Here is a 12,740-nt window from a genome sequence, read left to right as displayed (position 1 = left end):
TTAATGGCCCCAATCACCATGCCTGTTCTAGTAGCGGGCCTGCTAACCTGCATCTTTCTAGAGAAAACTCGCTTGTTTGGATATGGCGCAAAGCTTCCTATTAATGTCCGGAATGTGTTGATAGATTTTGCGGGTGAACAGGATGCTAAGCGCAATAGTCGCGATAAAGCTGCGCTACTTATTCAAGCACTGGTTGCCCTCTTCTTAGTCATCGCCCTCGCCATGCATTTGGCCGCCGTTGGCTTAGTTGGTCTGACAATTATCATTCTGTTAACCGCATTTAACGGCATCGTTGAGGAGCATCAGATCGGTAAAGCTTTTGAAGAGGCACTGCCCTTCACGGCACTACTGGTCGTCTTCTTTTCGATTGTATCTGTCATTCATGAACAGCATCTCTTCCAACCGATTATTGAAGCCGTGCTTGCCATGGATGAATCAGTTCAGCCGGGCGTGTTTTTTATCGCTAATGGAGTTTTGTCAGCCATCAGTGACAACGTATTCGTAGCCACCGTTTATATAAATGAAGTCGTAGCAGCGTTTCAGCAAGGAACTATTTCCCGGGAGCATTTCAACAATTTAGCGATTGCCATCAATACGGGCACCAACATCCCTAGTGTTGCGACACCGAATGGCCAAGCAGCTTTCTTGTTCTTGTTAACCTCTGCCCTTGCTCCACTTATTCGTCTATCGTACGGACGAATGGTCATTATGGCGCTGCCATACACTTTCGTAATGAGTGTAGTTGCCTATGTTTCGTTGCAAATCTACTTGTAAGTAGCCCCATAAAAAAAGCTCCGCAAATGCGGAGCTTTTTTATGCAGTAACGGTCACGACTCAGCTTCAGCTAACCAGAGACATTCACCACCACTTTTTTTATCGAGCATTTTGAGAAATTTATCATGCTCTTGTTGGTCATTTTCCGAAATTTGCACCAAAGGCAGATCATCAGCGCCGGACAAACGCTTGATCACCGCACCAGCACCTTCCCCATCGTCCCCCTCACCTGCGAGTGACAAATTAGTCTGACCACCGGTTAGGGCCAGATAAACATCCGCCAGAATTTCGGAGTCAAGTAATGCCCCGTGCAGCTCACGGTGAGAGTTATTGATTCCGTAACGATTACAAAGCGCATCCAGGTTATTCTTTTGCCCGGGATGCTTCTTCCTTGCCAGCTTAAGTGAATCGGTGACCAGACTGAAATTTTCCATCCGCTCCGGATAACCATTACGATCCAATTCGGTATCCAGGAAGCCAATATCAAATGCTGCGTTGTGAATGATCAGCTCAGCTCCACGCACAAACTCGACGAACTCTTCCATAACTTCATGAAATTTGGGTTTGTCTTCAAGGAACTCGTTTGTGATACCGTGAACCTGAATGGCTTCAGCATCAACATCCCGATCGGGTTTAATGTATTGATGGTAGGTTTTTCCAGTCAGGCGGCGATTAAACATCTCAACGCAGCCGATCTCGATAATATTATGCCCTTCTGATGGCTCAAGACCTGTCGTCTCTGTATCAAGCACTATCTGTCTCATGCTCGCCCTAACTCCTCAACACCTTTGTTTGCCAACTGATCTGCTAATTCATTTTCTGGATGACCGCTATGCCCCTTCACCCAGCGCCAATCGATTTTATGGGGTTGGCGGGCAGCATCAAGCCGCTGCCACAAATCGGCATTCTTCACAGGTTTCTTCTGCGAATTTTTCCAGCCCTTACGTTTCCAACCCTCAATCCACTCGGTAATCCCCTGACGCACATATTGCGAATCGGTCGTCAGTATCACTTCACAAGGGCGGTTTAATGTCTCAAGCGCAACGATGGCAGCCATCAACTCCATGCGATTGTTAGTGGTGTCATTTTCTCCACCATGCATCTGTTTTTCAGCATCACCGTAGCGCAAAACTGCACCCCAACCACCCGGTCCAGGATTACCTTTACAAGCACCATCGGTGAAGATTTCAACTGTTTTCAATAGTTTTCCTTAATGTGTCACGAGCTGTGGGCTCCGCAACAGGTAATGAGATCAAACGTCTAAGCCCCCATCCAGACCTGAGCGGGGTCATACCGGCAATGTCCTTGCGCGCAAGCAGTATGGAGTAAGCCCCCGAATGCCCCGGCATACGTCTTGAAATACTCTCTAGTAAACGCAGGCGTCTCCGCCACTTTCGCGTTTCGAATGGAAAGCGATGATACCCTGAAAGATGCTTAAGTTCAGTTAATTCGAGTAACTTAAGCCAATCGGACAAGCGTCTGTGACTTAGAAACTGGCCAAGCCAGGGCGGTAGATTCTTTTTACGCTTCAAGAATCGGTAAAAACCCCAGTAGCTCATTGGATTAAAGCCAACAATGACTACATGACCTCCCGGCCTTAGAATACGAGAGGCTTCCCGAAGCACCTGATGCGGCGCATCAGAAAAATCTAAAGCGTGATGTAGCACAACCACATCGACACTTTCATGAGCTAAAGGGATCTCTTCGTGCTTAGCAACTATATTATTATCCTGAATGCCAAGCTCTAAGGTTGGTATAACAGAGAAGTTATGAACAACCGGACTGCTTTCAAATAGCTGAATGCGGCTATCAACTGAGAACTGAGCCAAATGCATACCAAATAGTGTCGAGACAATGCGATCAACACTATCTCTCTCGTCCGCCAAAAACTCCTGACCCAGTTCTGAATCAAACCAGGTACGAATTTGTGGCAATACCGATTCAAGCGGAGGCTGTTTATGATAGCTCATAAGTTGTAACAATTTAGTACTGTCCCGAGACGTTATAAGCAGTATTATATTTCACTTGAGCGAGCGCAATAAGTCATTTGAGGTCTAAGTATGTTTTCTGTCACTCCTATCCCTGCATTTTCAGATAATTATATCTGGGTGATCGCTTCACCCGATAGCAACATGGTTGCTGTAGTTGACCCTGGTGATGAAGCTCCCGTACTTGCATACCTTGAAGAAAACAATCTACAACTGACAGCTATTCTGATTACACACCACCATAACGATCACACAGGTGGCGTCGAAGCACTCAAAGACAGATTTAAAACCCCTGTTTACGGTCCAGCTAATTCCCCATTCCAGGGTATCACCCATCCACTAAATGATGGTGATTCGATCCAGTTAATGGGGGCCTCGGTCGCTATTAAAGCTATACCAGGTCATACCCTTGACCACATCAGCTACTATTCAGAACGCCATAAGCCTCAGTTATTTTGTGGCGATACACTTTTTTTGGCCGGCTGTGGTCGCTTATTTGAGGGCACCGCTAAGCAGATGCTCAACGCAATGAACTATTTCGCATCACTTCCTGATGACACTGAAGTTTACTGCACGCATGAATACTCAATGGCCAATCTGTCTTTTGCTGAAGCCGTTGAGCCAAACAACGATGCAATAAAGAATGCAATTCGCCGATGCGCGGAACAACGAGAGCAAGATCAACCGACCCTTCCAACTTCAATTGCAGAAGAAAAACTTATCAACCCATTCATGCGCACTCAGCATGAAGATGTCGTCTCCGCTGCACTTGGATTCAGTAGAGCATCACTTAGCAACGAAGTAGAGGTATTCGCATCCATCCGTGAATGGAAAAACCAATTCTAAGTGCTTAGTAAGTAGCGCCTTGCCCTACTATTGACCCAGTAAGGCGCGCTGATAGAATGGACCGCTTTATCTCTCCAAATCACCGGAGCCTTATTTTGTTTAAGTCGAAGTCGGTCCTGCTCTCTGTCGTTGCAGGCGTTGTATTAAGCGGATGTCAGTCCGTCGCCGAGAAATCTGGCAGTCATGAATCCAGTGTAGCTAATTCCACCTCTGCATCCACTGCTCCTTTAATCCAAATAAAACCGACGACTCAAGCTAGCGAAATGCGCTCTGAACCAACCAATATATGGGAAGTGGTTCGGTCTGAAATGCAGCTTGACCTTCACCTCGACCGATCACGAGTACAGAGCCAGTTAAACTGGTATAAAAAACACCCCCGCTATATGGATCGTGTCGTTCAAAGGGCAACCCCTTATTACCACTATATGGTTACTGAGGCTCAAAAAAGGGGAGTTCCTGTAGAGCTTTCTCTTTTGCCTATCGTAGAGAGTGCATTTGACCCTTTCGCATACTCTCATGGCAGAGCGGCAGGTCCTTGGCAATTCATCCCCTCAACAGGAAAGTATTTCGGGCTTGAACAAAATTGGTGGTACGACGGCCGACGTGACATTATCAGTTCTACTGAGGCCGCTTATAAATACCTGGCTCAACTCAATAAACGTTTCGATGGAGACTGGTTACTGGCACTTGCTGCTTACAACGCAGGCGGGGGCACTATTTCCAAAGCGATTAAACGCAATAAGCGTGCTGATAAACCTACCGATTACTGGTCGCTTAAACTCCCCAAAGAAACCATGGCCTACGTACCTAAGCTGCTGGCCATTGCCGAATTGGTTAAAAACTCTCCAGACTACGGCTTAAGCCTTAAAGAGATTGCAAACAAACCTCATTTTGCTGTGGTTGATACAGGCAGCCAGATTGATATTGCCCGCGCAGCCAGCATGGCCGAGATAACCACAAAAGAGATGTATCTGCTAAACCCAGGTTTCAATCGTTGGGCGACTGCCCCTGAAGGTCCTCATCGCCTTCTGGTACCTGTAGAAAAAGCCAATATCTTTAGCGCTTCTTTAGCTGAACTGCCAAACGAAAGCCGTATGAAGTGGGCCCGTTATAAAATACAACCCGGCGACTCCCTGATCGCTATTGCGAAGAAACATAAAACAACCGTTGGTCAGATCCGCTCAACTAACAACATTTCTGGGAATAATATCCGGGCAGGTAAAACCCTACTGGTTCCAACGGCAAGTAAGCAGTCCACTGAATATGCGCTGAGTGAGCAGCAGCGCCATGCCGACAGACAGAAAAGCATCTCAAGAACCACTAACCGTAAAGAAAAACATTACACAGTCAGATCCGGAGATAGTTTCTGGTCTATCGCCAACAAGCATAATGTCGGTGTACGACAGTTAGCTCGCTGGAACAGCATGGCTCCGGGCGACCCACTTCAGGTAGGCAAACGCTTGGTGATTTGGACAGAACCTGCTCAGACTGCACTTTCAAGCAATGAGCATCAGATCATTCGTAAAGTTGGCTATAAAGTGCGTAGCGGCGATTCACTCTCCCGCATCGCGAGCCGTTTTAGTGTTAACGTTGCAGATATCCTACGCTGGAATAAACTGAACAAAGCGCAGTATTTACGCCCGGGTCAACGTTTAACCCTGTATGTGGATGTTACCAACCCAAATTAAAGGCTGTATCTCATGGACGTAACCAGTATTTTCATTATCGTTGTCGCAACCGTACTTGCGATTGTATTTAAGGTAATACTGTATAAAAAAATACAAAAATGGATGGACCAGGACTTGATAAAAGGCCTGGCCGATGGAAACAGCGATAAACAAGCCTTTCTACAACAGGAATACCAAAAACTTATCGCGCAGAAGGTAAAACGTAAGCAATATTCTGATCGACTGACAGAACTAGCAGACCAATTTGAACAAAATAGCTAACTTTAGGTCTTAATTCTGGAAGCGTCTGCAAGTCACTGATATAAATACAATAAGCAGTCAGCGCTGAAAAGGAATCAAATTTGTTTATTCTCAACCTTAAGGTTTGTATGCGATCGATTTTGCTTGGCCTATACGCCCTTCTGCTGTTCCTCTCACCCGGCCTTCATGCGGACAACGTAACACTTAGTCATGGTATCGCGATGCATGGCGACCTTAAGTATCCACCAGACTTTCAGCATTTTGATTATGTGAATCCTCAAGCACCCAAGGGTGGCAGAGTCGTTGAATCTGCTCTAGGCACTTTCGACAGCTTTAATGGTTTTATTGTTAAAGGCACCCCAGCAGATGGGCTTGGGCTGATGTATGACAGCTTGCTAGCCCGTGCTCATGATGAGCCTTTTTCGTTATATGGTTTGATTGCTGAAAGCATTGAAGTGCCCAACGATCGCGGTTGGATTATCTACAATTTACGTTCCGAAGCGACATTTAGTGATGGACAGCCTATCACCGCTGAAGATGTAGTATTCACGTTTGACACCCTGCGCAGTAAAGGGGCTCCCTTTTATAAAGCTTATTATGCAGATATCGATAAAGTAGAAGCGCTTAATAAGCAACGGGTTAAATTCACATTTAAAAACAATCTAAACCGGGAACTGGCACTGATTGTTGGAGAAGTATCCATTTTACCCAAACATTATTGGGAGAATAGAGACTTTGATAAGCCCTCTCTGGATATACCGCTAGGCTCAGGCCCCTATACCGTTGATAGTTTTGATGCAGGGAGAACTATCACCTACAAACGCCGAGATGATTATTGGGCAAAAAACCTTCCAGTTGTAGTAGGGAAAAACAACTTCGATTACCGAATCTACGATTATTACCGTGACAATACAGTGGCAATGGAAGCATTCAAAGCAGGTGAATATGACTTTCGCCAGGAGAACTCTTCTAAACGCTGGGCGACAAGTTATGCCGGAGCAGCATTTGCTGACGGCAAGATCGTTGTTAAAGAGCTAGAACACCAGAATCCAACCGGCATGCAGGCTTTTATCCTTAACAACCGCAAGGCAAAATTTTCTGATCCACTGGTGAGACAAGCCCTCGCGTTAGCATTTGATTTTGAGTGGACCAATAAAAACATCTTTTATAATGCCTATAAACGCACTCACAGTTTCTTCTCTAACTCAGAAATGGCTGCTACAGAGCTACCCACTGAAGCCGAGTTAAAAATTCTTGAGCCACTTCGCGGGCAAGTACCGCCGGAAGTATTTACTAAAGTGTACCGCGCGCCAGAAACCAAAGGTGACGGCCGCATTTATACTGAGCTGCGCCAGGCTAAACGACTGTTACTTAAAGCGGGTTGGGAATTTAAAAACGGCAAGCTGGTGAGTAAACAAACTGGCGAGCAGTTTGTAATCGAGATGCTCCTGTACTCCCCCGCTTTTGAACGCGTAGTCGCTCCGTTCATTCGTAATTTAGAACGTCTGGGAATTGAGTCCTCGATCCGACTTGTCGACGTATCACAGTATATCAGCCGTTTACGCTCTTTCGATTTCGACATCGTTGTCAGTGGATTCGGGCAATCATCCTCACCAGGTAATGAGCAGCGCGACTATTGGCACTCTGCGGGAGCAAATACCGAAGGTAGCCGCAACCTGATTGGCATTAGCAATCCTGCTGTCGACCACCTTGTCGAACAACTCATCCAGTCACCTGATCGTGAGCAACTAGTACTGCGTACCCGTGCGCTGGATCGGGTACTGCAGTGGAACCACTACGTTATCCCGCAATACCATATCAATAAATACCGGGTTGCCTACTGGGATAAATTTGCAATGCCTGCTCAACGACCAAAATATGATCTTGGCTTTAATACCTGGTGGATCAAACCTGATCAGGAGAACAACTAATGGGCGCATATATTCTCCGCCGTTTATTCCTGATTATTCCGACCCTGATCGGTATTCTAACGATTAACTTTATCATCGTTCAGGCTGCGCCCGGCGGTCCGGTTGAACAGGCCATAGCTCAACTAGAAGGCTATGATCAGGGGGCTACGGCACGGGTCAGCGGTGTTCAGAATGATTTGTCTCAGGGTGGTGCGTCTGGCAATAATACCGGCGACAGCTCATACCGCGGAGCGCGTGGATTAGACCCTGAAATTGTTAAAGAGATTGAAGCACAATACGGTTTTGATAAGCCGGCCCATGAACGCTTCTGGCAGATGCTTAAAGACTATGCCGTGTTCGATTTCGGTAAAAGCCTGTTTAGCGATAAATCGGTCATCGATCTGATCATTGAAAAGCTGCCGGTGTCGATCTCACTTGGACTTTGGGCAACACTCATCACCTACGCCGTTTCCATACCTTTAGGCATCAGAAAAGCCGTACGTGATGGCACCCCATTTGATATCTGGACCAGTAGTGCCATTATCATTGGCTATGCGATTCCCAACTTCCTGTTTGCGATTTTATTAATCGTCGTATTTGCAGGCGGAACTTGGTTAGATTGGTTCCCTCTTCGCGGATTAACCTCGCCTGGTTTTGAAGAGATGAGTCTTTTTGAACAGATAAAAGATTATTTCTGGCACATTACCTTGCCCGTTATCGCAACGGTGATAGGCAGTTTCGCAACCCTGACGATGCTGACCAAAAACTCATTTCTTGATGAGATAAACAAACAGTATGTGCTTACCGCCCGCGCGAAAGGCTTAAGTGAAAATAAGGTGCTGTACGGTCATGTGTTCCGTAACGCGATGCTGATTATTATTGCAGGTATGCCCGCGGCACTGATTTCTATCTTTTTTACCGGATCGATGCTGATAGAAGTTATTTTCTCTCTGGATGGTATAGGTCTTCTCGGATACGAGGCGGTAATCAATCGTGATTACCCTGTCATCTTCGGCACCCTCTACATCTTCACCTTGATTGGTCTGTTATTGAAACTGATTAGTGACATCACCTATGTGTTAGTTGATCCGCGTATCGATTTTGAAAGCAGGGAGCAGTAATGATGATGCTAATTTCTGGCAAGTTAAGCCCCCTGAATCAGCGCCGTGTCGAGAACTTCAAAAATAACCGTCGTGGTTACTGGTCTCTGTGGATCTTTCTGACGCTTTTTATCTTATCGTTATTTGCGGAACTGATTGCAAACGATGATCCTCTGATCGTTTCTTATAAAGGGGACCTCTACTTCCCCGTAGCCACTGAGTACACCGAACTTACTTACGGTGGCGAGTTTGAAAGCCCAGCGGACTATAAAGACCCTTATATTCAGAACCTGATAGAAAACGAAGGCCAGGGCTGGATTCTGTGGCCAATGATTCACTACAGCTATAACACCATCAATTATGACTTGCCTGTACCCGCCCCTTCCCCTCCGTCCTGGGACAACCCGCTAGGTACAGATGATCAGGCCCGTGATGTTCTGGCACGAGTCATCTACGGATTTAGAATATCGGTTCTGTTCGCCGTTGTGCTTACACTTGCCAGTTCCGTCATCGGTATTATCGCCGGAGCGGTGCAAGGTTATTACGGTGGCAAAGTTGATCTGTTTTTCCAGCGCTTTATAGAGATCTGGTCAGGCTTACCTGTACTGTTCCTGCTGATCATTCTTGCCAGTATCGTTGAACCGAATTTCTGGTGGCTGCTTGGCATTATGCTGCTGTTCTCCTGGATGCAGCTCGTTGATGTCGTCAGGGCCGAATTTCTGCGCGGAAGAAATCTGGAATACGTTCGCGCGGCGCGCGCACTTGGTCTGAACAACAGGATGATTATGTTCAGGCACATACTCCCCAATGCGATGGTTGCAACGCTGACCTTTATGCCGTTTATCTTCAACGGCTCAGTTGTAACACTCACTGCGCTTGACTTCCTCGGCTTTGGCCTACCTCCGGGCAGCCCTTCACTTGGAGAACTGGTAGCCCAGGGTAAAACAAATCTTCATGCCCCGTGGCTGGGTATCACCGCCTTTATGTCTCTCTCGATCATGCTAACCCTGCTTATTTTTATTGGTGAAGCAGTACGTGATGCATTCGATCCAAGGAAAGTATCATGACAGATAGCTTATTACGTGTTTCCAACCTATCTGTAAGATTTGATCAAGGTGATCAGGAACCGGTTGATGCGGTTAAACAGATCAGTTTTGAGATAGCCAAGGGTAAAACACTAGCCCTCGTTGGCGAGTCGGGCTCAGGCAAATCCGTATCGGCCATGTCGGTATTGAAATTGCTCCCCTACCCCAAAGCCAGCCATCCCAGCGGTGAAATCCACTATGATGGTAAAAACCTTCTGGATATGACCGAAGGTCAAATGCGAACCCTCCGCGGCGATAAGATCAGTGTTATCTTTCAGGAACCGATGACATCGCTTAACCCCCTGCATACGATTAAAAAGCAGATTGGTGAAACGCTACTGCTGCACAGGGGGATGACAGGTAAAGAAGCGGGCAAACGGATCCTGGAATTATTGGAACTGGTAGGGATTCCTGAACCTGAAAAAAGGTTAAATAGCTACCCACATGAACTGTCCGGAGGCCAGCGCCAACGCATTATGATCGCGATGGCGTTAGCTAATGACCCCGAACTATTAATTGCCGATGAACCAACGACCGCACTGGATGTGACCATCCAGGAGCAGATTCTGCAACTGCTCGCAGAACTGCAAGGGAAATTGGGGATGGCCATCCTGTTGATCACTCACGACCTTAATATCGTGCGTCGTTATGCCCACCATGTCTGTGTGATGCATAAGGGGGAAATGGTAGAAAGTGCGACCTGCGAGCAGCTTTTCCAATCACCAGAACACCCCTATACCAGAATGCTTTTGGATGCTGAACCTACTGGGTTGCCTTCTCCAATTGCCAGCGACAGCCCCGTTTTACTTTCAACAGAACAGTTGCGAATCTGGTTCCCGATCAAGAAAGGCTTATTAAAACGCACGGTTGATCATGTGAAAGCGGTAAATGAAGTCTCTCTCGAATTACGAAAAGGAGAAACTTTAGGCGTTGTTGGTGAATCTGGATCAGGAAAAACAACCTTAGGTCTGGCCATACTCAAGCTGCTTAAAAGCGAAGGTGTAATCACATTCGCTGGAAAGAATCTAAACCTGCTCAATCAGCAAGCGGTCAAACCCATACGAAGACAACTGCAGATTGTTTTTCAGGACCCCTTTGGCAGTCTGAGTCCGAGATTATCCATCTCAGAAATCATCGCAGAAGGCCTTGAAATTCACCTACCGGAACAAAAAGAAAATCATGAAGCCATGATAATACAGGCTCTGGATGAGGTAGGAATCGATCCGGAAAGCCGCCACCGCTATCCGCATGAGTTCTCTGGCGGGCAACGTCAGCGTATCGCCATTGCGCGGGCACTGGTACTAAAACCTGAACTGATTATTCTTGATGAACCCACTTCGGCACTGGATAGAACCGTTCAAAAGCAGATCGTTGAACTGCTAAGGAACCTGCAGGAGAAGTACCAGCTTAGCTATTTGTTTATTAGCCACGACCTGGCCGTTGTGAAAGCCTTAAGCCATAAGTTGTTGGTTTTACATCACGGTGATGTAGTCGAGCAAGGCGATGCAGAATCTGTTTTTAGTCAACCTCAAGCGCCTTACACTCAAAAACTGCTAGCCGCTGCCTTTAACCAATAGACCCAGTTTATCTACAACTTAATGGGGTACAGTGCTCATTCTTTAGCGCTGTTTTCTCCATTTTTTATTTACTTTTCATTAAATTAAGACCAAAGTATCAATCCTCAGAAAATATGGGATTAGTCTCTAGGCAGTCGCTAATCCCATATTTTTTGAGGATTAAATCATGTCTAACAATAATCAACCGCATAAGATCCTGGTGATCGGAGGTGGTGCAGGAGGACTAGAGCTGGTCACCCAGCTTGGACGCCGTTATAAGAAAAATACCAATATCCAGGTAACACTGGTAGACCAGAAACGCTCACATATATGGAAACCTCTCCTCCATGAGGTAGCTACGGGTTCACTTGACCCTAGTACCGACGCTGTCATCTACCATGCCCATGCAGCAAAACATCACTATGAGTTCCAGTTAGGAACGTTCTGTGGACTTGACCGCGCCAGCAAAACCGTGACCCTTGCAGAGATTCTGGATGACAATGATCAACAGATTCTTCCCGAGCGAACCCTCCAATTTGATACGTTGATACTGGCAATTGGCAGTGTCAGTAATGATTTCAATACACCTGGCGTAAAAGAGCACTGCTTCTTCCTGGATACTGCCAAACAAGCCGAACGTTTTCACAATGCCCTGATTAATAACTTCATGCGGGTAAACCAGCAGGATGAGGGTGTGCTGAATATTGCGATTGTCGGTGCCGGCGCTACAGGTGTTGAGCTATCAGCTGAACTTTATAATGTCACTGACATGCTGAAATCCTATGGCCTGCCTAAGATGACCTCTAAACAGTTGAAGGTAAGCATTATCGAAGCGGGCCCTAGAATCTTGCCTGCCCTGCCCGCCAGAATCTCTTCATCAGCTAAGAACGAACTCAGCGCCTTAGGTGTAGAGGTCTGCGAAAACACCCTGATAAAGCAAGCAGAAGCCGACGGTTTCATCACCGCTGAAGGTGATAAAATATCTGCAGATATGATGATTTGGGCCGCTGGAGTTAAAGCACCTGACTTTCTTGCTGATATTTATCAGTTTGAACTTACCAGAACCAATCAAATCCTTGTAAAACCAACGCTACAAGCCAGTAATGACGACTCGATATTCGTTATCGGCGATTGCTGTGCATGCGCTCAGGAAGACGGTAGCTGGGTTCCCCCGAGAGCACAGTCTGCTCACCAAATGGCCTCTTTGGTGAAGACTAACATCCACCAGCAAATCAACAACAAAGCGCTAAAACACTTTACCTACAAGGACCATGGTTCTCTGGTCAATTTAAGCCGTTATAGTACGGTCGGTAGCTTAATGGGGAATTTAACCCGTAACTCTATGTTTATAGAGGGCCGGATTGCACGGGTTGTATATATTTCCCTCTACCGAATGCATCAGATTGCCATTCACGGCTTCTTCAAAGCAATGATGGTTTATGTGGCAGAGAAAGTCGGAAAAGTCGTCCGGCCGAAAATGAAGCTTCACTAAGTGTCAAGAATTAGAGGTGCCTTGGTTCACCCAAGGCACCTTTAAAAGAAACTTACTAATA

11 protein-coding genes and 1 pseudogene are annotated in these 12,740 nt (G+C 46.5%); 9 read left to right on the top strand and 3 right to left on the bottom strand.

All coding sequences use genetic code 11. The features are described 5' to 3' along the window. Positions 1-774 (top strand): annotated as a pseudogene (gene nhaB, locus MED92_RS00605) (sodium/proton antiporter); the annotation flags it as partial. Between the two features lie 53 nt (positions 775-827). Here the strand turns inward: nhaB and dnaQ are convergent. From dnaQ to MED92_RS00590, 3 genes are read right to left on the bottom strand one after another with little or no spacing between them, the layout of a single operon-like run. Next, entirely contained in the window at positions 828-1,538 is a 711-nt protein-coding gene (gene dnaQ, locus MED92_RS00600; protein ID WP_007019515.1) for a DNA polymerase III subunit epsilon, read from the bottom strand. Further along, positions 1,535-1,975, bottom strand: coding sequence for a ribonuclease HI (rnhA, locus tag MED92_RS00595; RefSeq protein ID WP_007019514.1), 441 nt, complete (start codon positions 1,973-1,975; stop codon positions 1,535-1,537). The genes dnaQ and rnhA overlap by 4 nt, the downstream gene beginning before the upstream one ends. Next, on the bottom strand, positions 1,962-2,744 hold the full coding sequence (locus MED92_RS00590; RefSeq protein WP_007019513.1) for a class I SAM-dependent methyltransferase: 783 nt from the start codon (positions 2,742-2,744) through the stop codon (positions 1,962-1,964). Before MED92_RS00590 ends, rnhA begins: the two co-directional genes overlap by 14 nt. 90 nt (positions 2,745-2,834) lie before the next feature. Between MED92_RS00590 and gloB the strand changes: the two genes are divergently transcribed. The 8 genes from gloB to MED92_RS00550 all read left to right on the top strand — a co-directional run bounded on the left by gloB (position 2,835) and on the right by MED92_RS00550 (position 12,679). Continuing rightward, positions 2,835-3,608, top strand: coding sequence for a hydroxyacylglutathione hydrolase (gene gloB / locus MED92_RS00585; RefSeq protein ID WP_007019512.1), 774 nt, complete (start codon positions 2,835-2,837; stop codon positions 3,606-3,608). 95 nt (positions 3,609-3,703) lie between these two features. Next, the gene (locus MED92_RS00580; protein WP_040661768.1) at positions 3,704-5,296 is read left to right on the top strand and encodes a LysM peptidoglycan-binding domain-containing protein; all 1,593 of its coding nucleotides are present in this window, start codon (positions 3,704-3,706) and stop codon (positions 5,294-5,296) included. 12 nt (positions 5,297-5,308) lie between these two features. After that, entirely contained in the window at positions 5,309-5,557 is a 249-nt protein-coding gene (locus MED92_RS00575; RefSeq protein ID WP_007019510.1) for a hypothetical protein, read from the top strand. 107 nt (positions 5,558-5,664) lie between these two features. Next, positions 5,665-7,467, top strand: a complete 1,803-nt coding sequence (locus MED92_RS00570; protein ID WP_007019509.1) for an extracellular solute-binding protein — start codon at positions 5,665-5,667, stop codon at positions 7,465-7,467. After that, positions 7,467-8,567, top strand: a complete 1,101-nt coding sequence (locus MED92_RS00565) for a microcin C ABC transporter permease YejB (RefSeq protein WP_007019508.1) — start codon at positions 7,467-7,469, stop codon at positions 8,565-8,567. The genes MED92_RS00570 and MED92_RS00565 overlap by 1 nt, the downstream gene beginning before the upstream one ends. After that, a complete protein-coding gene (locus tag MED92_RS00560) occupies positions 8,567-9,613 on the top strand; it encodes an ABC transporter permease (protein WP_007019507.1) in 1,047 nt (348 codons plus the stop codon). Before MED92_RS00565 ends, MED92_RS00560 begins: the two co-directional genes overlap by 1 nt. Further along, entirely contained in the window at positions 9,610-11,208 is a 1,599-nt protein-coding gene (locus MED92_RS00555; protein WP_007019506.1) for an ABC transporter ATP-binding protein, read from the top strand. Before MED92_RS00560 ends, MED92_RS00555 begins: the two co-directional genes overlap by 4 nt. Before the next feature lie 166 nt (positions 11,209-11,374). Next, a complete protein-coding gene (locus MED92_RS00550) occupies positions 11,375-12,679 on the top strand; it encodes an NAD(P)/FAD-dependent oxidoreductase (RefSeq protein WP_007019505.1) in 1,305 nt (434 codons plus the stop codon). Positions 12,680-12,740: the final 61 nt, after the last annotated feature.

The sequence above is a fragment of the Neptuniibacter caesariensis genome, assembly GCF_000153345.1.
Taxonomy (GTDB): Bacteria; Pseudomonadota; Gammaproteobacteria; order Pseudomonadales; family Balneatricaceae; genus Neptuniibacter; species Neptuniibacter caesariensis.
Note: the sequence above shows the minus strand (reverse complement) of the source record. Positions and strands in the feature narration are given on the sequence as shown.

Bases quoted from the DNA above. Each gene is read 5' to 3' on its own strand.
- dnaQ (WP_007019515.1), bottom strand. From the start codon at position 1,538: ATGAGACAGATAGTGCTTGATACAGAGACGACAGGTCTTGAGCCATCA.
- MED92_RS00590 (WP_007019513.1), bottom strand. From the start codon at position 2,744: ATGAGCTATCATAAACAGCCTCCGCTTGAATCGGTATTGCCACAAATT.
- gloB (WP_007019512.1), top strand. From the start codon at position 2,835: ATGTTTTCTGTCACTCCTATCCCTGCATTTTCAGATAATTATATCTGG.
- MED92_RS00575 (WP_007019510.1), top strand. From the start codon at position 5,309: ATGGACGTAACCAGTATTTTCATTATCGTTGTCGCAACCGTACTTGCG.
- MED92_RS00570 (WP_007019509.1), top strand. From the start codon at position 5,665: ATGCGATCGATTTTGCTTGGCCTATACGCCCTTCTGCTGTTCCTCTCA.
- MED92_RS00565 (WP_007019508.1), top strand. From the start codon at position 7,467: ATGGGCGCATATATTCTCCGCCGTTTATTCCTGATTATTCCGACCCTG.
- MED92_RS00560 (WP_007019507.1), top strand. From the start codon at position 8,567: ATGATGATGCTAATTTCTGGCAAGTTAAGCCCCCTGAATCAGCGCCGT.
- MED92_RS00555 (WP_007019506.1), top strand. From the start codon at position 9,610: ATGACAGATAGCTTATTACGTGTTTCCAACCTATCTGTAAGATTTGAT.
- MED92_RS00550 (WP_007019505.1), top strand. From the start codon at position 11,375: ATGTCTAACAATAATCAACCGCATAAGATCCTGGTGATCGGAGGTGGT.